Here is a 25,286-nt window from a genome sequence, read left to right as displayed (position 1 = left end):
CCGGCCCGCAAAGTAGCGCACCAGACGGAGCCCGCCCGATGTCCTCATCCGCCCTGATCAATGCTTTCATCCTCGATAGTGACGGCAAGGGAACTTCCCTTGAATGGCAGGACATCGTCAAATCCCTTCCCCAGACAGGCGAAAACCAGTTTCTATGGGTGCATCTCGACTGGATGGCGGAAGGTGTCCGGCGCTGGCTGATCGATATTGTCGGGCTCGATCCCACCATCGCCGACGGCCTGTCCACTCGCGGCACCCGGCCATCCGTCTTCTTTTACGATCATGGCTATTCGATGAATTTGCGCGGGGTAAACCTGAATGCCGAAAATGATCCCGCCGACATGATTTCGGTGCGCTTCTGGGTATCGGGCAATATGGTGATTACGCTGCGCAATCAGTCGCTAAAGGCGTTTGACGATATCCGAAGCGCGATCGCGCAAGACAACGCCCCCCGCAATCCCGATGATTTTGTCCTGACCGTTGCCGAACGGCTGGTTTTCCGGGTCGATAATGTCGTGCGCGGGCTTGAAGAAAACGTCGACACCATCGAAGACGATCAGGAAGACACCCCGGAAAACAAAACCCTGTCTTTGCGCCGCCGCTGTTCGGATGTCCGTAATCAGCTTTCGCGCCTGCGCCGTCATCTGTCGCCGCAACGCGATGCTCTGGGGCAATATGTCGAACAGAAAACCGCATGGCTTGATAAACGCTATAAACGGCGTGCGCGAACGCTGACCGATAAAACCATCCGTCTGGTCGAAGAATTTGATTCCCTTCGCGAACGCATCCAGATCGTGAACGAAAACATGATGGCGCTGGAAACCGAACGCATGAACCGCACCATGTACTGGCTGACGGTGATTGCCGGTCTGTTCCTGCCGATCAGTTTCGTGACCGGGCTTCTGGGCATCAATGTCGGCGGGGTTCCGGCGGCTGAAAACCCGTTTGGCTTTATCGGCGTTTCCATCATTCTCGCCGTCATCGTCGTCTTTGAAATCTGGCTGTTCAAAAAGATGCGTCTGGTCTGAACCCTCTGAGCCACCCGGTCTTTTGCACATGATGCAATCAAGCCATGCGACACAGCCTTGTTGCATTGCAAAGCGGCTTGGCGCTATGACTTTGACCATCCGCCCTTATTCACCTCCACTGCATGACGAGATCCTTGATGACCGACGGCCCGCTTTCACGTTACCGCGCGAAAATCACAGCGGGCGAACTGTCCCATGATCCGATGCAGGAACTCTGTGCGGAAAAACTGCAAAGCCTGTTCAAGGCGCTGAACCATTACGAACCGCATACCGGGTCGGGCGGCTGGCGCGAACGGTTTGGCCTGACGCGTCGCCGCGAAGAACCCGAACCGCCGCAGGGCCTCTATATTTACGGCGAAGTCGGGCGCGGCAAATCCATGCTGATGGATCTGTTTTACGAAACCGTCGCGGTGGATCGCAAACGCCGGGTGCATTTCCACGATTTCATGCAGGATGTGCATGACCGCATGCACCGTTTCCGCAAAACCAAATCAAAGGACGACGCTGACCCGATCCCCCCGATTGCCAGGGATCTGGCCAAGGACGCGTGGCTTCTGTGTTTTGATGAAATGCAGGTCACCGACATCACCGATGCGATGATTTTGGGCCGCCTGTTCGAACAGCTTTTCGATCATGGCGTGGTGATTGTCACGACATCCAACCGCATGCCCGATGATCTTTACAAGGACGGCCTGCAACGCCAGAACTTCCTGCCCTTCATCGACATGATCAAACAGAAACTTGATGTGCTCGAACTGGCAAGCCCGACCGATTACCGCATGCGCAATCTGACGGCCGCCGATGTCTTCCTGTTCCCGGCGGGACCGGATGCGAAGGCGAAAATTGACGAGATGTTCGCAACCGTCACCGAAGGCGCACGCGTCGCCCCCGACAGCCTGACCAACAAGGGCCGCAAGATCGAAATTTCCGCCGCCGGGGCCGGTGTGGCGCGCTTCACCTTTGATGAACTTTGCACCAAGCCGCTCGGACCGGGCGATTACATCGCGATTGCCACCCATTTCCACACCATCGTCATCGACCTGATCCCGAAACTGCCGGACTCGCGCCGCGACTGGGCCAAACGGTTCGGAACCCTGGTCGATGCGATGTATGAACATAAAACCAAGCTGATCTGTGCGATTGAATGCGATCCGTCGGAAATCTATACCGACGGCGATTATTCATTTGAATTCCAGCGCACCGTGTCGCGCCTGACCGAAATGCGCAGCCAGGAATATCTCGACATGCCGCATCTGACGTAACACCCGAACGGGGCACGCTTCGGGCGAATTTGAACGCCTCAAAAACGACTCCACCCACACAGGTTTAATTTCGGCACAAAAAATCACCATCAGGTGATGGTTGGCATGCCGATTCTTGCGTCTGGCGTGCAATTGGGTTTGCGAAAATGCAGAATCTGCTTCAACGGGCTTTTCCCCATGCCCCGCCTGCCGCATGGCAGATGGCCGTTTCCTGCAAGGCTGGACGCCAGAAGATAAGATCATGCGCATCAATTCGCGGCAAAAGCGTGTTGTGCCTTTCCTTTAGGCAGCGCCAAGGCGCAAACAGGCTTTGGTTTTGCTGCCGATTTGCATTTATTCGCATCTGCAACATGATCGGTTTTTAAGCGTTTAGACAATAGTTGCAACAAACCGGGAACCGGCGGTTTTCCTCGTGAAAACAGCGGCGTTTCCCCTTGTAAAAGCGGCCGAATCAGTTTACGACACTCGGTGTTTACGAACGATTCTTTCGCGTTCGCAGGTTTAAATTTTCAATCGCGCTCCCAAGTTGAGTTTCGACGCCTCGGAAGCGCAATAGGGAAGAAGGTAACGGAATGGCCCGCAACAAGATCGCGCTCGTCGGTGCCGGCAATATTGGTGGTACTCTGGCCCACCTGGTCGGCCTGAAAGAGCTTGGCGACGTCGTCCTTTTCGACATCGTTGATGGCATGCCACAGGGCAAGTCTCTCGACATTGCTGAATCCTCCCCCGTCGACATGTTTGATGCCGACCTCAAGGGCACCAGTGACTATAAGGACATCGCAGGCGCTGATGTCGTTATCGTGACTGCCGGTGTGGCCCGCAAACCGGGTATGAGCCGTGATGACCTCATCGGCATCAATACCAAGGTCATGACCCAGGTTGGTCAGGGCATCAAGGAACATGCCCCGGACGCATTCGTCATCGTCATCACCAACCCGCTTGATGCGATGGTCTGGGTGATGCAGCAGGCAACCGGCTTCGATCCGAAGAAAGTTGTCGGCATGGCTGGCGTTCTGGACTCTGCCCGCTTCCGTTACTTCCTCGCCGAAGAATTCAATGTATCGGTCAAGGATGTCACCGCCTTCGTTCTTGGCGGTCACGGCGATACCATGGTCCCGTCGATCCGTTATTCGACCGTTGCCGGCATCCCGGTTCCCGACCTGATCAAAATGGGCTGGACCACCCAGGAAAAGATCGACCAGATCGTTCAGCGCACCCGTGACGGTGGCGCAGAAATCGTCGCTCTTCTGAAAACCGGTTCCGCTTTCTACGCCCCGGCTGCTTCGGCAATCGCGATGGCGGAAAGCTACCTGAAAGACCAGAAACGCGTCATGCCGGTTGCCGCTTACCTTAGCGGCGAATACGGCGTTGACGGCCTTTATGTCGGCGTCCCGGTTGTTCTGGGCGCAGGCGGTGTTGAACGCATCGTCGAGATTAATCTCGACGAGTCCGAAAAGGCAAACTTCGACAATTCCGTGAACGCTGTTCGCGGCCTCGTCGAAGCTGCCAAGGGCATGCTCTAAGATCGCGAAGCGGGCTGGTCAGTGACCGGCCCGTTTTTCATTCATTGTCGTTATTATAACTTCAATGAACGCGGGCCTCGCAACAACGTCCCCTTTTTGACAGGGACATTGAAACCACGATTTCTGACCCACAGGAAATCGTACGGAAGGCAAGAAAGCGACCGAACATGAATATTCATGAGTACCAGGCGAAAGAAATTCTTCGCAAATACGGTGTGACCGTGCCGAACGGCAAGGTTGCCTACACCGCTCAGGAAGCCACCGAAGCTGCCCAGTCCTTGGCTGGTCCGGTTTACGTGGTGAAATCCCAGATCCATGCAGGCGGCCGCGGCAAAGGCACCTTCAAGGAAGCAACCGCTGGCGATAAAGGCGGCGTTCGCGTCGTCAAAAGCGTCGAGGAAGTCGGCACCAATGCCGGTCAGATGCTCGGCGCCACTCTGGTCACCCACCAGACCGGCCCGGATGGCAAGGAAGTCAAACGCGTCTATATCGAAGAAGGCTGCGACATCGCACGCGAACTCTATCTTTCGCTGCTTGTTGACCGTGCCACTTCGCGCGTGATCTTCATGGCCTCCACCGAAGGCGGCATGGACATCGAAGAAGTTGCCGAAGCAACCCCGGAAAAGATCGTCACCGTTGACATTGATCCGGCTGCCGGCTTCTCGGGCTTCCATGGTCGCAAACTGGCATTCGCGCTGGGTCTCGAAGGCAAACAGGTTTCCAAGGCCGTCAAATTCATGACCGCCATGTATAACTGCTTCCTCGAAACCGATGCGGCGATGGTTGAAATCAACCCGCTGGTCGTCACCGGTGATGGCGACATCATCGCGCTCGATTGCAAAATGAACTTCGACGACAACGCGCTGTTCCGTCATCCGGACATCGAAGAACTGCGTGACGAAGACGAAGAAAACCCGGCCGAACTCGAAGCTGCAAAACACAGCCTCAACTACATCAAGCTCGATGGCACCATCGGCTGCATGGTCAACGGCGCAGGCCTTGCCATGGCAACCATGGACATCATCAAGCTTTATGGCGGCGCACCGGCAAACTTCCTCGACGTTGGCGGCGGGGCCACCAAGGAACGCGTTACGACCGCGTTCAAACTGATCCTGTCTGACCCGAATGTCGAAGGCATCCTGGTCAACATCTTTGGCGGCATCATGCGTTGTGACGTGATCGCAGACGGCGTTGTGGCAGCAGCCCGCGAAGTCAGCCTGAACGTTCCGCTGGTCGTTCGCCTCGAAGGCACCAATGTCGAACTTGGCAAGAAAATCCTCGAAGAATCGGGTCTGCCGATTGTTTCGGCCGACAACCTTGCCGATGCCGCCGAAAAGGTGGTCAAAGCTGTGAAGGAGGCCGCGTAACTATGGCTGTTCTCGTCGATAAAAACACCAAAGTTATCTGCCAGGGTTTCACCGGTTCGCAGGGTACCTTCCACAGCGAACAGGCAATTGCCTATGGCACCAAAATGGTTGGCGGCGTAACCCCGGGTAAAGGCGGCACCAAGCACCTTGACCTGCCGGTCTTCAACACCGTTGACGAAGCGGTCCATGTGACCGGTGCCAATGCATCGGTGATCTATGTTCCGCCGCCCTTCGCGGCTGATGCGATCCTTGAAGCCATCGACGCCAAGGTCGAACTGGCTGTCTGCATCACCGAAGGCATTCCGGTTGCCGACATGGTTCGCGTCAAGCGCGCCCTTTCGGGTTCGAACACCCGTCTGATCGGTCCGAACTGCCCGGGCGTCATCACGCCTGACGAATGCAAGATCGGCATCATGCCGGGCCACATTCACCGTCGCGGCAAGATCGGCATCGTTTCCCGTTCCGGTACGCTGACCTACGAAGCAGTCGCACAGACCACCGCCGCAGGGCTGGGTCAGTCGACCTGTATCGGTATTGGTGGTGACCCGGTCAACGGCACCAACTTCATCGATTGCCTCGACCTGTTCCTGAAGGATCCGGAAACCGAAGGCATCATCATGATCGGTGAGATCGGTGGTTCTGCCGAAGAAGAAGCATGTGAATTCCTGCAGGCTTCCAAAGTCAAAAAACCGGTTGCCGGCTTTATTGCTGGTGTAACCGCGCCTCCGGGTAAACGCATGGGCCATGCCGGTGCGATCATCTCCGGCGGTAAGGGCACTGCGGATGCGAAAATGGAAGCAATGCGCAGCGCTGGTATTCTTGTTGCCGATTCCCCGGCAAGCCTTGGCTCGACCATGCTCAAGGCTTTGAAAGGGTAATCAGGGTAGTCAGAGGAAAGGCAGGGGGAGGCGTGGTCTCTTTCGGGACCATGCCTTCCAAGACCACAAATGAAACCTCAAGATATCGACACGATTCTGAACGAGTCGAACGCAACTTATATCGCTGAACTTTATGCCCGGTATCAGAACAACCCGTCTGCGGTTGATCAGAGCTGGGCTGAGTTTTTTGACGGGTTGCAGGACGACGCTTCCGATCTCCTTGCCGAAATGCAGGGACCCAGCTGGCAGCCGCGGGAAACCAAGGTTGTTGGCGGTATGGAAGGTTACGACGTCTCCCAGGGTCACGCCGAACGTCCCGCCAATGGCGGTTACGCACCGGCGGCTCATGCGGCACCACAGGGTGCGCCGGTCAGCTCCGACGCCATCCGTGCCGCGGCACATGATTCCATTCGCGCCCTGATGCTGATCCGCTCCTATCGCGTGCGTGGCCATCTCGAAGCGAACCTTGATCCGCTGGGCCTTGCCCCGCGCGATCCGCATCCGGAACTTGATCCGAAAACCTATGGCTTCACCGAGGCCGACATGGATCGCCCGATCCATATCGCCAACGTTCTTGGCCTTGAAACTGCTACCATTCGTCAGATCGTATCGCTGGCCCGCAAAACCTATTGCGGCTCGATCGGTATCGAATTCATGCATATTCAGGAACCTGAACAGAAATCATGGATTCAGCAGCGTATCGAAAGCATCGGCAACCAGACGCAGTTCACTGCACGCGGCAAGGAAGCCATCCTTGAGCGCCTGGTCGAAGCCGAAGGTTTCGAAAACTACCTGCACACCAAATATGTCGGCACCAAGCGTTTCGGTATTGATGGTGGCGAAGCCCTGATGCCGGCTCTCGAACAGATCCTCAAACGCGGCAGCCAGCTTGGCATCCGCGAGGTCGTGTTCGGCATGCCGCACCGTGGCCGTCTGAACGTTCTGGCGAACGTCCTGAACAAACCGTTCCAGGCGATCTTCTCGGAATTCATGGGCAACCCGTCCAAGCCGGACGACGTGATGGGCTCGGGTGACGTTAAATATCACCTTGGAACATCCGCTGACCGCGAATTTGACGGCAACGTTGTTCACCTGTCGCTGACCGCGAACCCGTCCCACCTCGAAGCGGTAAACACCGTCGTTCTGGGTAAGGTCCGCGCCAAACAGGCACAGCGCAAGGACACCAACCGCGAACAGGTCATGGGTATCCTCCTTCACGGGGATGCGGCCTTTGCCGGTCAGGGTCTTGTTGCTGAAACCTTCGATCTGTCGCACCTCAAAGGCTATCGTACCGGCGGTACGATCCACTTTGTCGTCAACAACCAGATCGGTTTCACCACCAAACCGTCCGATAGCCGTTCCTCGCCTTACTGCTCGGATATTGCCAAGGTCGTTCAGGCGCCGATCATCCATGTCAATGGTGACGACCCCGAAGCCGTGGTTCACGCCGCACGCATCGCGACCGAATTCCGTCAGGAATTCAAACAGGACGTCGTGATCGACATGTTCTGCTATCGCCGCTTTGGTCACAATGAAAGCGACGAACCGGCCTTCACCCAGCCAAAGATGTATGACGTGATCGGCAAACACCCGACCACCAAGGACATCTATGCGCAGAAACTGGTCAAGGAAGGTCTTCTGACCGAAGAACGCGTCAAGGAACTGGATCAGAAATTCCAGAGCTACCTTGACGACGAATTCAAGGCGTCCGAAGCCTACCGCCCGAACAAGGCAGACTGGCTCGAAGGCAAATGGTCAGGCCTTGCATCCTCGCACGGCGAAGATGCGGACTGGACCGGTCAGACCGGTGTGGATGATGACTTGTTGCAGGAAGTTGGCCGGGCTCTTTCGACCCCGCCCAGCGACTATGACATCAACAAGAAAATCCTGCGCCAGCTCAAGGCCAAGGCCAAGATGTTCGAAACCGGCGAAGGCATTGACTGGGCAACCGGCGAAGCCCTCGCATTCGGCACCCTGATGTGCGAAGGCACTCCGGTGCGTCTGTCCGGTCAGGATTGCCAGCGCGGCACCTTCTCGCAGCGTCACGCAAAACTGGTCGATCAGACCACCGAGGCAAAATACACTCCGCTCAACAACATCCGTACCGGCCAGGCCGAGCTTGAAGTCCTCAACTCGCCCCTGTCCGAAGCCGGTGTTCTGGGCTTCGAATACGGCATCACCCTTGCCGAACCGCATTCGCTGGTTCTGTGGGAAGCCCAGTTCGGTGATTTTGCCAACGGTGCACAGGTCATCATCGACCAGTTCATCAGCTCCGGCGAAGCCAAATGGCTGCGCATGTCCGGTCTGGTGATGCTGCTGCCGCACGGTTACGAAGGTCAGGGTCCGGAACACAGTTCCGCCCGTCTGGAACGGTATCTGCAGCTTTGTGGTGAAAACAACATGCAGGTGGCCAACGTCACGACCCCTGCAAACTATTACCACATCCTGCGCCGCCAGATCCGCCGCTCGTTCCGCAAGCCGCTGGTTCTGATGACGCCGAAATCGCTTCTGCGCCACAAGCAGGCGGTATCCAGCCTGTCCGAATTCGGACCGGGTACCACCTTCAAGTCGGTGATCAGCGAAACCGCCAAACTGACCGATGCCAAAAAGGTCAAACGCGTCGTCCTGTCTGCGGGCAAGGTCTATTATGATCTGCTGGCAGAACGTGAAAACCGCGGGATCGACAATGTTGCCCTGGTGCGCGTCGAACAGCTCTATCCGTGGCCGGCCAAGGAACTGGCAGAAGAACTTGCCAAATATCCGAATGCCGACGTGGTCTGGTGTCAGGAAGAACCCGAAAACATGGGTTCGTGGTACTTCGTCGATCGTCGTATCGAAGGCGTGCTGTCCGAGATCAAACACAAGGCCGGTCGCCCGATCTATGTCGGTCGCAAGGCTGCCGCGTCCCCGGCAACGGGCTTGCTCAAGGCTCACCTGCGCGAACAGGCCGAACTGGTCGATGCCGCGCTGAGCGTAAAATAACTTTACCGGACGGGCGGGAAACCGCCCGTCCGACCCGCACATTCAGAATTCATTCGTATTCGGGCAGGCCCAAACTGTCTGATAGAAAAAACGGTCGAGGAAAAAATGGCGACTGAAGTTAAAGTTCCCACGCTGGGCGAGTCTGTTACCGAAGCAACAATTGCGAAATGGTACAAAAAAGTCGGTGATGCGGTTGCAGCCGATGAACCGATTGTCGAACTTGAAACCGACAAGGTCACCGTCGAAGTCAACGCACCGGTCGCTGGTGCGATTGTCGAACTGGTTGCCGGCGAAGGTGACGAAGTCGAAGTCGGCGCCCTGATCGCCATGATCAAGGAAGGTGCCGAAGGCGCTGCTCCGGCCAAGGAAGAAAAAGCCGAAGCCAAGGAAGAGCCAAAGAAAGAAGAGCCGAAAAAAGAAGAAGCCAAACCGGCTGCTGCCCCGGCAGCAAGCGCACCGGCGGCTTCGACCTCGGCCAATACCGATCATCCGCTGCCGCCTGCCGTTCGCAAACTGGTCGAAGACAAAAATCTCGATCCGTCGAAAATTCCGGCAACCGGCAAAGACGGCCGCCTGACCAAGGGCGACGTTCTGAACTTCCTCGAAGGTGGCGGATCGGCTCCGCGCGCGGCGGCTGCTGCACCGGCAGCACCTGCTGCTCCGAAGCCGGAACGCGAACTGCGCGAAGGCGAAGAACGCGTCAAGATGTCCAAGCTGCGCCAGACCATCGCGCGCCGCCTGAAAGAAGCCCAGAACACCGCGGCCATGCTGACCACTTATAACGAAGTGGACATGACCAACCTTCTGGCTTGCCGTAATCAGTACAAGGACGGCTTTGAAAAGAAACACGGCGTGAAGCTCGGCTTCATGTCCTTCTTCATCAAGGCCTGCACCACGGCGCTTAATGAATGGCCGGCGGTCAATGCCGAGATTGATGGCAACAGCTTCATCTACAAGAACTACTGCGATATCGGCGTTGCCGTTGGTACCCCGCAGGGTCTGGTTGTTCCGGTCATCCGTTCGGCGGAAAAGAAAACCTTTGCCGACCTCGAAAGCACCATTGTCGATTTCGGCAAACGTGCACGTGACGGCAAACTGGGCATGGATGAAATGACCGGCGGCTCGTTCACCATTTCGAATGGTGGCGTGTTTGGCTCCCTTCTGTCCTCCCCGATCCTGAATGCGCCGCAGTCCGGTATCCTCGGCATGCACAAAACCCAGATGCGCCCGGTCGCGATCGACGGCAAAGTCGAAATCCGTCCGATGATGTATCTGGCGCTGTCCTATGACCACCGTATCATTGACGGCCGCGAAGCCGTTTCCTTCCTGGTACGCGTCAAGGAATGCATCGAGAACCCGGAACGCATCCTGCTCGACATCTGATCAGACAAAAGGATCAAAGAACTCATGAGTGAGAACTACGACGTTGTCGTGATCGGTGGCGGTCCTGGCGGTTACGTTTGCGCCATCCGCGCCGCACAGCTTGGTCTCAAGGTTGCCTGCGTTGAAAAACGCGGCACCCTTGGCGGTACCTGCCTCAATGTAGGCTGCATCCCGTCCAAGGCCCTGCTTCATTCGTCCCACCTCTTCGAAGAGGCGACCGAGCATTTCGATACCCACGGCATCGAAGTCTCCAAGCCGAAGGTCAATCTCGAAAAGATGATGGCCCGCAAGGACAAGGTCGTTGACAGCAACGTCAAGGGCATTGAATTCCTGTTCAAGAAGAACAAGGTCACCTACGTCAAGGGTGCCGGCGAAATCACCTCGCCGACCACGGTCAAGGTTGCCCTTCTGGATGGCGGCGAAGAAACCATCACTGCCAAGAACATCGTGATCGCCACGGGTTCGGAAGTCACCCCGCTGCCGGGTGTCGAAATTGACGAAAAAAACATCGTCTCCTCGACCGGCGCACTGGTTCTTCCGAAAGTGCCGAAAAAGATGGTCGTCATTGGCGCAGGCGTGATCGGTCTCGAACTCGGTTCGGTCTGGCGTCGGCTTGGTTCCGAAGTCACCGTGATCGAATATCTCGACCGCATCCTGCCGGGCATGGATGGCGAACTGGTCAAACAGACCCAGCGCATCTTCGCCAAACAGGGCCTCGAATTCAAACTGGGCCACAAGGTCACCGGTGCGAAATCGGGCAAGTCTGGCGTGACCCTCACGGTTGAACCGTCCAAGGGCGGCGATGCCGAGGAAATCAAGGCTGACGTCGTTCTGGTCGCCATTGGTCGCCGTCCGTTTGTCACCGGCCTTGGCCTTGACAAGGCAGGCGTCGAACTTGACGAACGCGGTCGCGTTAAAACCGACGAACACTTCCAGACCAACGTGCAGGGCATCTTTGCGATTGGCGATGCGATTGCCGGTCCGATGCTCGCCCACAAGGCCGAGGAAGACGGTGTCGCCCTTGCTGAAATGCTCGCAGGCGAAGAAGGCCATGTCGATTACGGCAAGGTCCCGGGTGTTGTTTACACCTGGCCGGAAGTTGCCGCTGTCGGCAAGACCGAAGAACAGCTGAAGGAAGAAGGCGCAGACTACAAAGTCGGCAAATTCCCCTTCACCGCCAACGGTCGCGCCAAGGCAATGGAAAGCACCGAGGGCTTTGTGAAGATCATCGAAGACAATAAAACGCACCGTGTCGTCGGCGCGCATATTGTCGGCCCGGCTGCGGGCGATCTGATTGCCGAAGTGGTCCTTGCGATGGAATACGGCGCCTCTGCCGAAGACATCGCGCGCACCTGCCACGCCCACCCGGCCCTTGGCGAATCCGTCAAGGAAGCCGCCCTGGACGCCGACAAACGCGCGATCCACATGTAATAAGATCCGGGGCAACCCGATCATTCAAACGGCCGCTCCCTAGGGGCGGCCGTTTTTTGTGCGGTTTACTCCCCACCGTCATTCCCGCGAAGGCGGGAATCCAGACAGCCGCCGGCAGCACCGACCACCGGGAGACGCGCCCCTATCCGATCCCGGAACACCCAACCCGCCGAAACATGGACACCCGCCTTCGCGGGTGTGACGAAAAATGGGTTCTGCTGCCCCGCCCAACAGCCTCTCGCCCTGGTTTGGCTTGCGCTCCTCTGACCGACTGACCCAGCCGGTCCTGGCCTTGCCCCGCCTCGGGTCTACCATGCCTCGTTTCGTCGCTGCCCCATTCGGCCCTGCCGTGCTCAGCCACTGCCCGCTGCCTCCTGCATGCAAAACAGACCCAACGATGACATCGGACAGGCTCCTGCCCCGGACACCGGACCAAAGCCCGGATTGAAACTCGGCCCCGCCAACGGTGACGCCCCAGCCCAACACCGAACCGACGCCGACCTCCCCTCCAAGACGCAATACGCCCCCAAGATCCAAGCGAAAATCCAAGCCAAGTTCTACGCCGGACGATGCCCACTGGTGCCGCTGGCCTCACTGCCCCCGACCGGGCTGTGCGATTGCTGCGTGCCCACCGATAGCGACGAGGCTCCGCCGACCGTTCTTGCTGCCACTCTCGCCAGATGGTACGGCCAGAACGGAACGGTCCCGTGTTGACCCACGCTCCGATCCCGGCACTGGCGTGATGACATCGCAGCCCCAACCACCCCTGCTCCGCTGCTGACCACTCGATCCGCATCCGGCCCCGCAAATCTTCCCGCGCCCTTCCCGGCAGGCGCACCTCTCCCGTTCTGCCTTTCCACTTCGTCAAACTTTACGCCGTCCGTTTCCGGGCCGTTTCAAAGCCCGGACGCACTCCTGCCGTATTGACTTTCCCCACACGGATCTTCCGCGCCTGGCGGAATCCACCTGCTATTCAACCACTCAACATCGTCGCTTTTTCATCACTTCATCCCCTGCTTTTGACAAACAATCTGACCCCGGAAATGCAAAAAACCGCCAAAGCGCATCACGCTTGGCGGGTTATGTCTCCGGACCCATTTGTCCTGTTGACTTTATCTTTATGCCACAAACAAAAGAACAAATCAAGAACATTTTGCAAAAATTTTCGCCCGCCGGTTCTGGTAAAAATTCTCGTTTATTCTCAATAAATTATGCCATCATATTGCCCTATGAAGGACCGGTCCGCTAAGATCACCCGCCGGGATTGCCCGGATCAAGACGCAGGAGAAACCACCCATGACGCTTTCGATCGGACTTGTCGCCCATGACCGTCGCAAACGCGAAATGGCCGATTGGCTGGAAACCCACAAATCACAGTTTTCCGGCACCCGGATTTTTGCCACCGGCACCACCGGGCGCGTGCTTCAGGAACGCTTCCCCGATCTCGATATCGTGGCGCTTAAAAGCGGCCCGTTCGGCGGTGATCAGCAGCTCGGCTCGATGATTGCGCATGGCGAATTGCAGGCGATGTTTTTCTTCACCGACCCGATGACGCCCCAGCCCCACGATGTTGATGTCCGGGCCCTGATCCGGCTGGCCAACATGTATGAAGTGCCGATTGCATGCAACCGCAGCACCGCCGACCTTCTGATCAGCAACCCGAAATTCGAGGAAATCTGCGAACAATATCGCGGCCATTCCCCCGAACAGGTTTTTGCCGAATACCAGAACCGCAAGGTTTGAGACATCCCCCGGCCCGCTCTGGGCCCACCCCACATCAAACTGATGCGACCACCCCATGCAGCTTGCCTACGACCTGATCGCCGCCATCTTTCCGATCTTTGCCGCCATTCTGGTCGGGGCGGCACTCAAACGTTATCTGATCACCGGTTCTGACATCTGGGCCGGGATTGATCGGCTGACCTATTACCTGCTGCTGCCATCGCTTCTGATGGTGGAAATTTACCGTGCCGATTTCAGTTCCGGGCATGCGGGCACCGCCGTCATGGTCACCTTGGGCGCGACCCTTTTCCTTGCGGCTGTCCTGCTGCTTTTGCGGCCGCTGATCACCAGCAACACACCGCTCTTTACCTCGATCTTTCAGGGATCGGTGCGCTATAACAGCTATGTGCTGCTTGCCGTTGCCGATGCGCTTTATGGCAGCGAAGGTCTGGCACTGGCGATTGTCTTTGTTGCGGTGATGGTGATTGCGACCAACATGCTGGGCGTTGTGGTGCTGAATGCCTTTGCGGGTGGCAAGGGCAGCTTTAAACGCATCATGATCGGGCTTGCGCAAAACCCGATCATCATCGCCGCCGGGGCCGGTGCGGTGCTTAATATCAGCAACATTCACGTGCCGCTGCCGATTGAAAATACCGCGGCCCTTTTCAAAACCGCCGCCTTGCCGCTCAGCCTGCTGTCGGTCGGGGCCGGACTGCGTTTTATCCTCAGCAAACAGGCATTGGGCGCCATCGCGCTTTCAACCACGATCAAGCTTGCGATCCTGCCGGTCATCACCGGCATTGCGCTGCATCTGGCCGGGGTGGAGGGTATGGTTCTGGCGATGGGAGTGCTTTATGCCGGTATGCCCTGCGCCGGCAACGCCTATATCCTCGCCCGGCAGCTTAATGGCGATCCGGAGGCCATGGCCTCAATCATCACCCTCGAAACTCTCCTGTCCGCCTTCAGCATCGCTGCCATCGCCGCCATACTGAGCATCAACTGACGCCGCATGCGGGGCATAGTCACCCGCATAGCCACAGGCCGAAAGCCCCGGCCGCATCAGCTCCGGCGGCGGTGCATCGACCACCACCGGCTCCCGGTCGGCATGGAACGGCACCACGATCTGGCGTGACAGCAGCATCAGGGTCGGCGGCTGTCCAAAAATCGGCGGTTCATCCCCCCGACCATAAAACGGATCGCCCAGAACCGGATGACCGATATGGTCCAGATGCACACGAAGCTGGTGCGTGCGGCCCGTATGGGGCGTTAACGCAAGCCAGGTGATATCATTGCCCGCTTCGTCCTTGCCGCGCCCCAGTACCTGATATTCGGTCTTTGATGGCTGCCCGTCTTCATGGACCAGCATCCGCCAGCCGCTTTCATCATTGGTCTTGCCAATCGGCGCGTCGATAAAGCCGTGATCATCGGCAACCGCACCACGCACCACGGCCCAATAGGTTTTGCCGATCAGCTTTTCGGTAAACAGGCGGGTGATCTTTTTCGATGATTTCGGATGCCGGCACAGCAACAGGCACCCGGCCGTATCGCGATCAAGCCGGTGCGCCAGGGTTGGTTCGGGCTGAATGCCGAATTTAAGGTCGGGCAGATACGCATCGACATGGAAATAGGTTTTCGGCCCGCCATGCGACGCCAATCCCGGCGGCTTGTTCAGAACGATGACATTTGAATCGCGATGCAGAACGCTTGCGATCAGATCTTCGGCTATCGGATGGGGCATGGTCGGCCTTTCATTGTTGGCCCTGCTTTACCGCAAAGCCACACATGCTGCAATCGCGCAGCAACCGGCCCCACCCCCAAACCTGATCCAGACGGCAATCATCTGCGTATGGAAACACAGAATTCATTCTTCGCAATCCGGCTTTGACGCACTTTGTTCGCCGGGGCCAAAAGCAGGGTACGCCATCACATGCCACGCCCGAAACCTTTTAAATATCTGCTTGCCACCCTTGCCATTCTGGCGGCCCAGAATGCCGGTTCGGCCTTCGCGCAGAACGGCGAATTATCGGCCCTTACCCCCGCACAATCCGATGGCCTTGACCGCAGTGCGGCCTGCCGAAACTTCGATCCGATTGCGCGTTACGGCAATGAACTGGTGTTTCAGATCCGCCGCAACGATGCCCCGGTCGGGCAGCATATCGTGCGTTTCAATCGCGGCAAGGACGGTCTTCAGGTTGTCGCCCAAAGCAATATCGATATCTCGTTTCTGGGCTTCAATGCCTATAGCTTCCGTTACCGATCCGAAAGCATCTGGCAGGATGGTCAATTATCGACTCTATCGGTAGAGGTCGATGATGACGGTGATCAGACCAGCATTTCGGCACGGCGCGAAAACGATCAGCTTGTCGTTGATGGCCCCGATGGTCAGAAGTCCCTGCCACCCGGAATTTTCCCGACCGATCACTGGCATTGCGGTGTTTTGCAAACCGATCAGGTCCTCAATACGCTGACCGGCAATCCCAACGCGATCACCATATCCCAGACGGGGGGCGAACGTCTGGCTGTTGGCAACGGCATGATCAACGCGACCCACTTCACCTATGACGGCGAGCTTCAAACCAATGCATGGTACGATGCCGATGGCCGGTGGGTTGGATTGCGCTTCAAGGCGCGGGATGGCTCTGAAATCACCTATCGCTGCACAAGTTGCCAGACCGACAATGCCCAAAAGGACCATCGCGGATGACCAAACATTTCAGAACCGTCTGGATCGTCGGCGCATCCGCCGGGATCGGGGCGGCACTTGTCGAAAAATTCGCAAAATCCGATGCGGGCGCAAACACGACGATTATCGCATCGGCACGCTCCGCCGATGCGCTGTCCGATCTGGCCGCATCGTCGGAAAACATCCATGCCGTGCCGCTTGATGTGACCAAACCCGATGCGGTTCGCGATGCGATTGCCCTGATCGAAGACCGGTTTGGCCTGCCCGATCTGGTGGTTCTGGCTGCCGGGATCTATTCGCCGATGCCGGTCGATGAATTTTCGGCCAAAACCATCCGCGATCATTTCGATGTCAATTATTTCGGCACGGTCAATTGTCTTGAAACCCTGATCCCGAAAATGCGCAAACGCGGTTCGGGCGAAATCGCGGTTGTCGCCTCGGTCGCCGGATATCGGGGCCTGCCAAAGGCCGGGGCCTACGGCCCGACCAAGGCCGCCCTGATCAATTTGTGCGAAACCCTGCATGCGGAATTGGGGGGCACGGGCGTTCATCTTCGCGTGATCAATCCGGGCTTTGTCAAAACCCGGCTGACCGACAAAAACGATTTCGACATGCCCTATCTGCAAACCCCGGAACAGGCCGCGGGCTTTGTTTATCACGGCCTGACGCGCGGCAACGGATTTGAAATCGCCTTTCCGCCGCCCTTTGTCCGACAGCTAAAGCTTGCCCGCATTCTGCCCTATGGGCTTTATTTCAAACTGATCCGCAAAGTGATGGGAAAATCCGATGGATGATGTGCAATCAGCCAAACTTGAAACGCTGAAAGCCTATGGTGATTATTTTGCCAATCTGGGCCCGGAAACGGTTGAAAACCTGCATCATCACGTCACACCGGATTACAGCTTTACCGATCCGTTCAACACCATCAACGGCCCGGATCGGGTTTGTGCATATCTCGACAAGATGTTTCGCGATACCGAAAATCCGCAATTCATCGTTACCCATCAGGCGCTTGATAACGATCTCGGTTTTCTGCGCTGGCGCTTTACGGCCAGGATTTCGGTTCTGGGGAATTGGGATGTCACCGGCATGTCGGCCGTGACATTTTCCGATGATGGCACGCGCATTTCATCCCACGTCGATCATTGGGATTCCGGGATGGCCTTTTATGCGCGCATTCCGGTGTTGGGCTGGTTTATTCGGCGGCTCGCAGCACGGATGGCTGTTTCGTAAAGAACAGGGTGACCTCGCCGATCTCGAACCCCCATTTGCGCACGCGTGCCCGGTTCACAAGAACCCCGTCGCCCTGCAAAAACATCCAGTCATCGAAACTGACCCGCCAGCTACCGTCACCGACCTTCAGGTCCATTTCATAGCTCCAGTTCAGCGCATTGCCATACTGCACGCCCGCGGCCGTGCCGATGATATCATCGGCCTCCCCGCTCAGGCTGTGCTCACCGGTCTTGCGGATTGTCCATACACGGCGGTCCTGTTCACCATCGTCATACAGAAAATCCTCTTCCAGTGTCAGAACGCCATCATCGATGGTCCCGGTGATATCGACCGTGAACTGACGACGCAGTTTTCCGAACCGGTCCTCGAAAATTCCCCAGGCCCGACTATTGCCTTCGAAGTATTCAAACACATCGAAGCGGGGCTCTTTTTGCGCAAAATCCTGCGGTTTCATTGACCCACACCCGGTAAGTATCAAAACCATCACAAGCGCCGTAAAAGATCGCAGCATCAGCTTTCTCCCGCAAAGGATACAAGGATCAGAAGGTGCGGCGAGCCAGACGCCGACGAATGGCAACCTGATGCACGCGATCCAGCGGAAAACGCCACATCATCCCGATTGCTCCTGCTTTCAGTACGATGGGTAACACCGCATAGATCATGACAAGTGCGATCAAAGCCGCGGAATTTTCAGTGCCCCCATCGGTAAGGCCAAAAGCCCCCAAAATCGGCAGGGCAATGCCCGCCGCCAACGCCATCGCAAGCTTGTTGGTCATGTTCCAAAGCGCAAACAGAACACCGGTCCGGCTGGCATGAAACCGGTACCGGTCCCAGTCATCGACATCGGCCTGAATGGCGGGTGGCAGCGCCAGATCCGCCCCCAAGGCCGCGCCGGTAACCACACAGATCACCGCAAACCCGATCCAGTCGCCGGTCGACAGAAACGGCACAAACGCAAACGCCGAAACCGCCATGATCATCGCCATGCACCAGACCCGGTGTTTGCTGATTTTACCGGCCAGAAACACCCAAAGAGGAATGGCGGCGATGGCTGCAACAAAATACAAAAGGATCAGCGCGTTTTCGGCGTCGGTATCAAGCTTAAGGTAATAGCGCACAAAAAGCGGGAAACAGACGGCCGGCAATCCACCGGCAAGGCCATTGATCATCCATGCCGCAAGCAACCGCACGAACAACCGGTTCTGACGCAGGCTGCGCAGTGACTGGCCAAACCGGGTACGAAGGGAAATCCCCGTCTGATCCGGGATATCACGCCGCCCGTTACGGGCCGCACTATCGGGGACCTTGATGATCATAAGGGTAACGAAAACCGCCCCGGCGATAATCGTCATGACCGCAAGGGACCGGATTTCATCGGCCCGGGATGCGTTCATCATCACGACCGGGATCGCCCCGGCAATGACAATACCAATCAGCCCCGCCCCCTCGCGCAAGGACGTGATCAGTGTGCGTTCCCGGTAATCCCCCGAAAGGTCCGCTCCCCACGCCAGATACGGCACCTGAAACAGCGTCCAGCCAAGGAAAAGGATGCTTGCCGACATGAAAAGATGCCAGCCACCCGGCTGATCGGGCGGCACAAACAGCAGCCAGATCCCGATCCCGGCAATCACCGCTCCGAACCCGACCCAGATTTTGCGCCGTCCCGTATAATCCGAAAGCCATCCGGCCAACGGATCGGTCAGCATGTCGATAATCCGCACCGCCAGAAGGATCGCCCCCGTAAGGGCAAGCCCAAGGCCAAGGTCATCGCCATAATAACTGGGCAACAGGACATAGGCGGGAATCGTCGGCACCGCAGCTGCCATCGCTGGCAGTGCATAGTAAATGGCGGTTTTGCGGGCGCGATCAGGTTGCGGCATTTTCGGGATGTTCGATCACAAAGAACCCGACATTGATCGACCCTTCGTCAAACCCGGTTTCGCAATAGGACAGGTAATATTCCCACATCCGTTTGAAACGGATATCAAACCCCTGCTCGGCAATGCTGTCCCAGCCATGCTGGAAACGGCGCTGCCATTCGGCGAGTGTTCGGGCATAGGATTTGCCGAAAAATTCGGAATGCCGCAGCGAAAGACCAGCCTTGTCGATGGCCTTGCCCAGCGCCTCCGGCGAGGGCAGCAAACCACCCGGAAAGATATAGCGCTGGATAAAATCGGCACCCTTGCGGTAATCCTCGAACCGGTCATGATCAATGGTGATGATTTGCAAAACCGCCTTGCCGCCCGGTTTTAAACGCTTGCGGATCATATCGAAATAGATCGGCCAGTGTTCCTCGCCAACCGCCTCGAACATTTCAATCGAAACGATCTTGTCGAACTGCCCGTCCTGATGACGATAATCGCGAAGCTCGATCTGGGTGCGATCCGAAAGGCCAAGTGTCAGCAGGCGATTGCGCGCAAAGGCATGCTGTTCGCGCGAAAGCGTCAAACCCGTCACATGGCAACGATGCTGCCCTGCCGCCATTTCGGCAAAACCGCCCCAGCCACACCCGACTTCCAGAACCCGTTCGCCTGGTTGCAGCGATGCAAGGTCGCAAATCCGGCGGTACTTGGCATCCTGTGCGGCTTCAAGTGTCATGTCCTTGCGACGATAAAGACCCGATGAATAGGTCATCCCCGGATCAAGCCATTCCTGATAGAACCGGTTTCCAAGGTCATAGTGATAGGCAATATTGCGTTTTGATCCTTCGACCGTATTGGCATTCCGAAGATGCCCGATCCGGGCAATCACGCGCGAAATCATGCCACCTGCCAGCCGGGCACGAACGATATTTTCGTTCAGCATCGCCACCCGCATCACCTTGGTCAGGTCCGGGCTGCTCCAGGCGCCATCCATATAGGCCTCGGCAAAGGCAACATCGCCCCCGGTCGCAAGCCTGCGGATCGCCTTCCAGTCATGAATATGCAAAACTGCCCGGATTTCGGTCTGTTCCTCGCCGGTAAACTGCAACGTATCCCCATCGGGCAAAACAATCGTCAGCCGGCCATAATGCAAATGCGCCAGAATGCGTTTCAGCATGATTTTCAGCACGTTGCGACTTCCGGTCATGCCACCAATAACGGGCAGGAACCGGTCACGAAACGGGCGAACAATGGTCGAAGAGGATCGATTGCGTTCCGGCATTTCCTGATTACCTTTTTGCGGCTTCGGCCGTCTGGCTATTGGCTGCCAACACGTAAGTCACATCATGTGCTGGCGGCTTTGGACGTTTATGGAACTTCATGCCTTTGCGCCACAGATGCAGCGCCTCGTAATGAATGCCCGCCACCACCTTAATCGTCATCAGCGGATAGCGAACAAAGGCCATAAACAGATTACGATCAGAAAGCGCGGTTCGATCACCGACAAAGGCCGCATTCAGAAATGCACCGTCCCTGTCGGTTTCACGGATGGCCACCGCGACCTTTTCGTCTGGCATGCAAATGCGGAAATGATAGTCGGCCTGCATATCGATGAAGGGCGAAACGTAAAATCCCTTCGCGCAGCTCTGGCGCAACACGCCTTTTTCATCAATGGCATCCGGGCGGACCGGGATCAGATAACTGTGCCGATCCCCGAATGTATTGGACACCTCATACAGGACCGCCCCCACCGACCCATCGGCACGATGGCAGAAATAAACCGACAGCGGATTGAAAACGAAGCCCAGAATCCGCGGATAACACAGCAATTCGATCCTGTGCGCACAATCGCCCAGATCATGCTTTTTCAGGATATCTTCGATGCGTGTGCGGATATCCCCATGATCGCGGTCCGCATGGTCGCGGTCATGGAATGAAAACAGGTTGAACCGGTTACGGCTAAACAGTTTCAGCGATCCGGCCAAGCCATCGATTTCATCAAGATCGAACAAAAAGGAAAACACCCGATAGCGCAATTTGTGATCGCGCGGGCGAAGGCGATGATGCATCACCGATCCTTCAAACAGGGCGGATGTCCATGTACCTGTCATTCGGCAGCTTCTTTTTGCGCGATATTGATAGGCCCCAGATGAATACGACCGCTTTCATTTTCAACGTTCCATGGCCGCCGGACATTGCCCAGTGCTTCTGCCACCGCAAGGCCCGACTGAATGCCGTCTTCGTGGAAGCCATATCCAAAATAACTGCCGCAATACCAGATGTTATCCTGCCCCTGGATCGACCAAAGCCGTTTCTGGGCATCCATCGCCGCGGCATCAAAAACCGGGTGGTCATACAGGAAGGATCGAATAACGCTGCCCTCGCGCGGCGGGCGTGCCGGGTTCAGGGTCACAAAAAGCGGCTGCCCTTCGTCTAGATGCTGCAACCGGTTCATCCAGTAAGTTACACAGACTTTCTGTTCCCCGTCATGCTCCTCGGCAAGGTAGTTCCAGCTTGACCAGACCTTGCGCGTCCGGGGCATCAGGCTGTCATCATCATGCAGGATCGCCAGATTGCGTTCATACTGAAACGCTGACAAAAGATCGCGCACCGCGGGCGCCGGATTGGCCTGAAGCGAAAGCGCCTGATCACCATGGCAGGCCAGAACAACGTGATCGTAGTCCGTCCGCTCGCCGTAACGGTCTTCGATGAATACGCCCCCCTTGCCGTTCGGTCCGACCTGGGTAATGGCGCTATCAAGGATCACACCACCGGAAATATCTTTGATCATCTTGCTGACATACTGGCGCGATCCACCAACAACGGTGCGCCATTGCGGCCGATCCTTGATCTGCAAAAGTCCGTGGTTCTGACAGAACCGGACAAACGCCGCCAACGGATACTCCATCATCGTATCGACAGGGGTGGACCAGATCGCGGCCCCCATCGGCAACAGATGATCATTGATAAAGGATTTCGAATAACGATTGGCCGTCAGATAATCGCCAAGACTTTGCGTTTCCGCCTGCCCGGTTTCAAGCGCAAGCGGCGCTTCGCGATAAAATCGCAGAATATCACGTACCATTCGCCAGAAGCGCGGGCGGAAAATATTGCGTTTCTGCGCGATCAATGATGCCAGATCAGATCCGCCATATTCCAGCCCACCCCTGTCCATCGACGCGGCAAAGGACATATCGGTCGCAGCCGTTTGCACACCAAGATGATCAAACAGCGCGCAAAGATTGGGATAACAACGGGTGTTATAGACAATGAAACCGGTATCAACCGGTGTTTGCCCTGCATCCACGGTGTTGGAATGCCCGCCGGGCCGGTCATCCTTTTCATAAAGCGTGACAGTGTGGGACTGGCTGAGCAACCAGGCCGCCGACAGGCCGGAAATACCCGAACCAACAACAGCTATATTGAGTTTCCCCGATGATCGAAGCGTCATATGTGCCGCGCCTGCTTGCAGTGTTATTGTTTGAACTACATATGATTACGCATGACAGCAAGTTGCGGATCACTGCATAACAACGAATGCTGATAATTGTAAGTAATTGGCAGAAAACGTACAAATTCGTTTGATCCAAAATTTTCCGGCCGACGTATGATGATCCATGAACACCATCATGACGCGGCCCCGAAGGGGACCAGAAACGAAAATGAGCGGCACGACAAGAACAAGGCCCGGACCGGCTGACCCCGCCGAGGCCAAGCGATGTGCCAGCTGGATTGTTGCGGTTGCGGCGACGCAGGACCGTGAGGCATTTGCACAGCTGTTTGCCCATTTTGCCCCTCGCGTCAAAGCCTACATGTTCCGGTTTGGCGGCAATTCCGAAAATGCCGAAGAACTCGCACAGGAAGCCATGATGCAGGTCTGGCGCAAGGCGCATCTGTTTGATCCGCAAAAGGCCGCCGCCAGTACATGGATTTTTACAATCGCCCGAAACCTTCGCATTGATCGTTTCCGGCAACGCAAACATATCGAGGTGGATGATTCCGATCCGACGCTGATTATTGATGATAGCCCGCTTGCCGACGAAATCGTAGACCGGGATGAACATGCCGTTCTCGTCAAATCCGCGATGGAAGAATTGCCCGCCGATCAGAAAGTGGTTGTTGAATTGTCGTTTTTTGAAGATCTCTCGCACAGCGAAATTGCCGAACAGCTTGATATTCCGCTGGGCACCGTCAAATCGCGGTTGCGATTGGCCTTAACCAAACTTCGTGGTGGATTGGAGGGTGTAGCATGAATATCAAACACCACCCGACAGACCAGACATTGATGGATTACGCCAGTGGCAAGCTGTCGCAGGCGATGGAACTGCTCGTGGCAACGCATATGACACTGTGCCCGAAATGCCGTGAAAAGGTCGCGGAATTCGAGACCCTTGGTGGTGCGGCGCTTGAAACGGCAAACGTCATGTCGATGGATGCCCATGCGCTTGACCATGTCATGGCCATGATCGAACGCGAAACCGCCAACGAAAATGTCGTCTTCCGCGAAATGCCGTCCACACGGCGCGTCGCTGTCGGGGAAAGCATCACCGGATCAGCCATTCCGTCCGTCCCGCGCCCGTTGGCCGATCTTTTGCCTGATAATGTTCTCTCCCTCGAAGACATTCCTTGGAAGTCGCTGGCACCGGGTGTGAAGCATTACCAGCTTAAATCTATCGAAAGCAAAGGCACCGTGCGTTTGATGAAAATCGCACCGGGCGTCTCGATCCCTGATCACGGGCATCACGGTCATGAAATGACCCTGTTGCTTAAAGGGTCCTATATCGATGAAATCGGCCGGTTCCGCGCCGGTGACGTCGCAGATCTTGGCAACGATGTCGATCATCAGCCGATTGCCGACACCGCCGAGGAATGCATCTGTCTGATTGCCACCGATGCCCCGATGAAGTTCAACCGTCTGCTGCCCAAACTGTTGCAGCCCTTCATCGGCATATAAGTCAAACTGCGTCCCAACGCAGAAAGGCCGCGGACACACCGATGTCCGCGGCCTTTTAATTTGAATCCTGCCCCGTCTCGTCCGCGGGCCTATTGCGACGGCACCAGCCAATGGGTTCGGTGCGTTGCCGGACCGGGCAATTTGACCGCATCGCACAGCCACTGGCCGATTTCATCAAACTGCTGATCAAAACCATAAGGCGGGTTGATGATCATAAGTCCCGTGCCGCGCATGCGTCCCTTTGCCCCGCCCTGATTGGTCGAAAGCTCCGCACAAAGCACGCCACCCTTGGCTTTGATCCGGGCAAAGTTTTCACGCAGTTCAGCATCAAATCCCGCCTCAAGGATCGGATACCACAGCATGAAGATGCCATTTTCCCACCGTTCCCAGGCGCGTTTGATAGAACTCGCTGCCTTCTGATAATCCTGTTTCACGTCGTAACTGGGATCCATCAGAACCAGACCGCGCCGGATGGCCGGTGGCATCATGCCAACCAGTCCCTCATACCCATCGCGCTTGTGCAGGTGAATACGCGGATCGCGTTCAACACTGTATTCCAGCAGGTCATATTCGCGCGGATGCAATTCCATCAGGATCATTTCATCATGATCACGCAGCAATTCGCGCATGATAAACGGCGATCCCGGATAAAATGGCCCCTTAAGGTCATCATCTTCAAACACGCCGTAATCGCGCCCCTTGGCAATCGGATCAAATGCCGCGATCTGATCAAGGAAGGGCTGCATCTGTTTGGGGGCATTTCCCTTTTGCTGGGCGGCGGCGATGCCGTTTTTCCATTCACCGGTTTTCGCCGACTGGGCACTGCCAAGATCGTACCAGCCTGACCCGGCATGGGTATCAATCACGCAGAACGGTTTTTCCTTTTTGCACAGATAATCAAGGATGATCCGCATCGCGGCATGCTTGTGAATATCGGCAAAGTTGCCCGCGTGAAAGCCGTGCAGATAGCTGAGCATT

General features: G+C 56.6%; 22 protein-coding genes. 15 read left to right on the top strand and 7 right to left on the bottom strand.

Going from position 1 to position 25,286, the window contains the following annotated elements:
* Positions 1 to 38 precede the first annotated feature (38 nt).
* The 10 genes from AUP42_RS19130 to AUP42_RS19080 all read left to right on the top strand — a co-directional run bounded on the left by AUP42_RS19130 (position 39) and on the right by AUP42_RS19080 (position 14,579).
* Complete coding sequence (locus tag AUP42_RS19130; protein WP_062953200.1) at positions 39 to 1,028, top strand: CorA family divalent cation transporter; 990 nt, start codon at positions 39 to 41, stop codon at positions 1,026 to 1,028.
* Positions 1,029 to 1,165: 137 nt separating this feature from the next.
* Positions 1,166 to 2,290 (top strand): cell division protein ZapE, encoded by a 1,125-nt coding sequence (zapE, locus tag AUP42_RS19125; protein ID WP_062953199.1) that lies wholly within the window; start codon positions 1,166 to 1,168, stop codon positions 2,288 to 2,290.
* A 572-nt stretch (positions 2,291 to 2,862) separates the two neighbouring features.
* A complete protein-coding gene (gene mdh, locus AUP42_RS19120) occupies positions 2,863 to 3,813 on the top strand; it encodes a malate dehydrogenase (RefSeq protein ID WP_007089203.1) in 951 nt (316 codons plus the stop codon).
* A 137-nt stretch (positions 3,814 to 3,950) separates the two neighbouring features.
* Positions 3,951 to 5,180 carry an ADP-forming succinate--CoA ligase subunit beta gene (sucC, locus tag AUP42_RS19115; protein ID WP_258547382.1) on the top strand — a complete coding sequence of 410 codons (1,230 nt, stop codon included), beginning with the start codon at positions 3,951 to 3,953 and terminating at the stop codon, positions 5,178 to 5,180.
* A gap of 2 nt (positions 5,181 to 5,182) precedes the next feature.
* Complete coding sequence (gene sucD / locus AUP42_RS19110) at positions 5,183 to 6,058, top strand: succinate--CoA ligase subunit alpha (protein WP_062953198.1); 876 nt, start codon at positions 5,183 to 5,185, stop codon at positions 6,056 to 6,058.
* A gap of 69 nt (positions 6,059 to 6,127) precedes the next feature.
* Positions 6,128 to 9,040, top strand: a complete 2,913-nt coding sequence (locus AUP42_RS19105; protein WP_062953197.1) for a 2-oxoglutarate dehydrogenase E1 component — start codon at positions 6,128 to 6,130, stop codon at positions 9,038 to 9,040.
* Positions 9,041 to 9,145: 105 nt separating this feature from the next.
* On the top strand, positions 9,146 to 10,423 hold the full coding sequence (gene odhB / locus AUP42_RS19100; RefSeq protein WP_062953196.1) for a 2-oxoglutarate dehydrogenase complex dihydrolipoyllysine-residue succinyltransferase: 1,278 nt from the start codon (positions 9,146 to 9,148) through the stop codon (positions 10,421 to 10,423).
* A gap of 24 nt (positions 10,424 to 10,447) precedes the next feature.
* Positions 10,448 to 11,854, top strand: a complete 1,407-nt coding sequence (gene lpdA / locus AUP42_RS19095) for a dihydrolipoyl dehydrogenase (RefSeq protein WP_062953195.1) — start codon at positions 10,448 to 10,450, stop codon at positions 11,852 to 11,854.
* Positions 11,855 to 13,150: 1,296 nt separating this feature from the next.
* Positions 13,151 to 13,597: a methylglyoxal synthase gene (locus AUP42_RS19085; protein WP_007089211.1), complete on the top strand. Its 447-nt coding sequence runs from the start codon at positions 13,151 to 13,153 to the stop codon at positions 13,595 to 13,597.
* 55 nt (positions 13,598 to 13,652) lie between these two features.
* Positions 13,653 to 14,579 carry an AEC family transporter gene (locus AUP42_RS19080; protein WP_062953193.1) on the top strand — a complete coding sequence of 309 codons (927 nt, stop codon included), beginning with the start codon at positions 13,653 to 13,655 and terminating at the stop codon, positions 14,577 to 14,579.
* On the opposite strand, the gene AUP42_RS19075 is transcribed toward AUP42_RS19080, so the two are convergent.
* A complete protein-coding gene (locus tag AUP42_RS19075; protein WP_062953192.1) occupies positions 14,505 to 15,314 on the bottom strand; it encodes an RluA family pseudouridine synthase in 810 nt (269 codons plus the stop codon). The genes AUP42_RS19080 and AUP42_RS19075 overlap by 75 nt on opposite strands.
* Positions 15,315 to 15,503: 189 nt before the next feature.
* On the opposite strand from AUP42_RS19075, the gene AUP42_RS19070 reads away from it, so the two are divergent.
* The 3 genes from AUP42_RS19070 to AUP42_RS19060 are packed head-to-tail and all read left to right on the top strand — an operon-like array spanning position 15,504 to position 17,492.
* Positions 15,504 to 16,280, top strand: coding sequence for a DUF6134 family protein (locus tag AUP42_RS19070; RefSeq protein ID WP_062953191.1), 777 nt, complete (start codon positions 15,504 to 15,506; stop codon positions 16,278 to 16,280).
* Positions 16,277 to 17,053 carry an SDR family NAD(P)-dependent oxidoreductase gene (locus AUP42_RS19065; protein ID WP_062953190.1) on the top strand — a complete coding sequence of 259 codons (777 nt, stop codon included), beginning with the start codon at positions 16,277 to 16,279 and terminating at the stop codon, positions 17,051 to 17,053. The genes AUP42_RS19070 and AUP42_RS19065 overlap by 4 nt, the downstream gene beginning before the upstream one ends.
* A complete protein-coding gene (locus AUP42_RS19060; protein ID WP_062953189.1) occupies positions 17,046 to 17,492 on the top strand; it encodes a nuclear transport factor 2 family protein in 447 nt (148 codons plus the stop codon). Before AUP42_RS19065 ends, AUP42_RS19060 begins: the two co-directional genes overlap by 8 nt.
* Here AUP42_RS19060 and AUP42_RS19055 read toward each other — a convergent pair.
* The 5 genes from AUP42_RS19055 to AUP42_RS19035 form a co-directional block, all read right to left on the bottom strand.
* Positions 17,455 to 17,946 carry a DUF3833 domain-containing protein gene (locus tag AUP42_RS19055; protein WP_062953239.1) on the bottom strand — a complete coding sequence of 164 codons (492 nt, stop codon included), beginning with the start codon at positions 17,944 to 17,946 and terminating at the stop codon, positions 17,455 to 17,457. The two genes, AUP42_RS19060 and AUP42_RS19055, sit on opposite strands and share 38 nt — an antisense overlap.
* Before the next feature lie 85 nt (positions 17,947 to 18,031).
* Positions 18,032 to 19,372 carry an MFS transporter gene (locus AUP42_RS19050; protein ID WP_062953188.1) on the bottom strand — a complete coding sequence of 447 codons (1,341 nt, stop codon included), beginning with the start codon at positions 19,370 to 19,372 and terminating at the stop codon, positions 18,032 to 18,034.
* Positions 19,359 to 20,636, bottom strand: coding sequence for an SAM-dependent methyltransferase (locus AUP42_RS19045; RefSeq protein ID WP_082824856.1), 1,278 nt, complete (start codon positions 20,634 to 20,636; stop codon positions 19,359 to 19,361). The genes AUP42_RS19050 and AUP42_RS19045 overlap by 14 nt, the downstream gene beginning before the upstream one ends.
* A gap of 7 nt (positions 20,637 to 20,643) precedes the next feature.
* On the bottom strand, positions 20,644 to 21,465 hold the full coding sequence (locus tag AUP42_RS19040) for a DUF1365 domain-containing protein (RefSeq protein ID WP_062953187.1): 822 nt from the start codon (positions 21,463 to 21,465) through the stop codon (positions 20,644 to 20,646).
* Positions 21,462 to 22,805 (bottom strand): NAD(P)/FAD-dependent oxidoreductase, encoded by a 1,344-nt coding sequence (locus tag AUP42_RS19035; protein WP_062953186.1) that lies wholly within the window; start codon positions 22,803 to 22,805, stop codon positions 21,462 to 21,464. Before AUP42_RS19035 ends, AUP42_RS19040 begins: the two co-directional genes overlap by 4 nt.
* Before the next feature lie 211 nt (positions 22,806 to 23,016).
* On the opposite strand from AUP42_RS19035, the gene AUP42_RS19030 reads away from it, so the two are divergent.
* Both AUP42_RS19030 and AUP42_RS19025 read left to right on the top strand, forming a co-directional pair.
* Complete coding sequence (locus AUP42_RS19030) at positions 23,017 to 23,607, top strand: sigma-70 family RNA polymerase sigma factor (RefSeq protein ID WP_231858353.1); 591 nt, start codon at positions 23,017 to 23,019, stop codon at positions 23,605 to 23,607.
* Entirely contained in the window at positions 23,604 to 24,308 is a 705-nt protein-coding gene (locus AUP42_RS19025) for a ChrR family anti-sigma-E factor (RefSeq protein ID WP_062953184.1), read from the top strand. Before AUP42_RS19030 ends, AUP42_RS19025 begins: the two co-directional genes overlap by 4 nt.
* Positions 24,309 to 24,397: 89 nt before the next feature.
* Here AUP42_RS19025 and AUP42_RS19020 read toward each other — a convergent pair whose 3' ends face one another.
* Positions 24,398 to 25,285: a 23S rRNA (adenine(2030)-N(6))-methyltransferase RlmJ gene (locus AUP42_RS19020; RefSeq protein WP_062953183.1), complete on the bottom strand. Its 888-nt coding sequence runs from the start codon at positions 25,283 to 25,285 to the stop codon at positions 24,398 to 24,400.
* Between the last annotated feature and the right edge of the window lies 1 nt (position 25,286).

Origin of the sequence: Thalassospira lucentensis, assembly GCF_001613805.1 — a bacterium.
GTDB classification, from domain to species: Bacteria; Pseudomonadota; Alphaproteobacteria; order Rhodospirillales; family Thalassospiraceae; genus Thalassospira; species Thalassospira lucentensis_A.
This window is presented reverse-complemented; position numbering and strand designations above follow the sequence as displayed.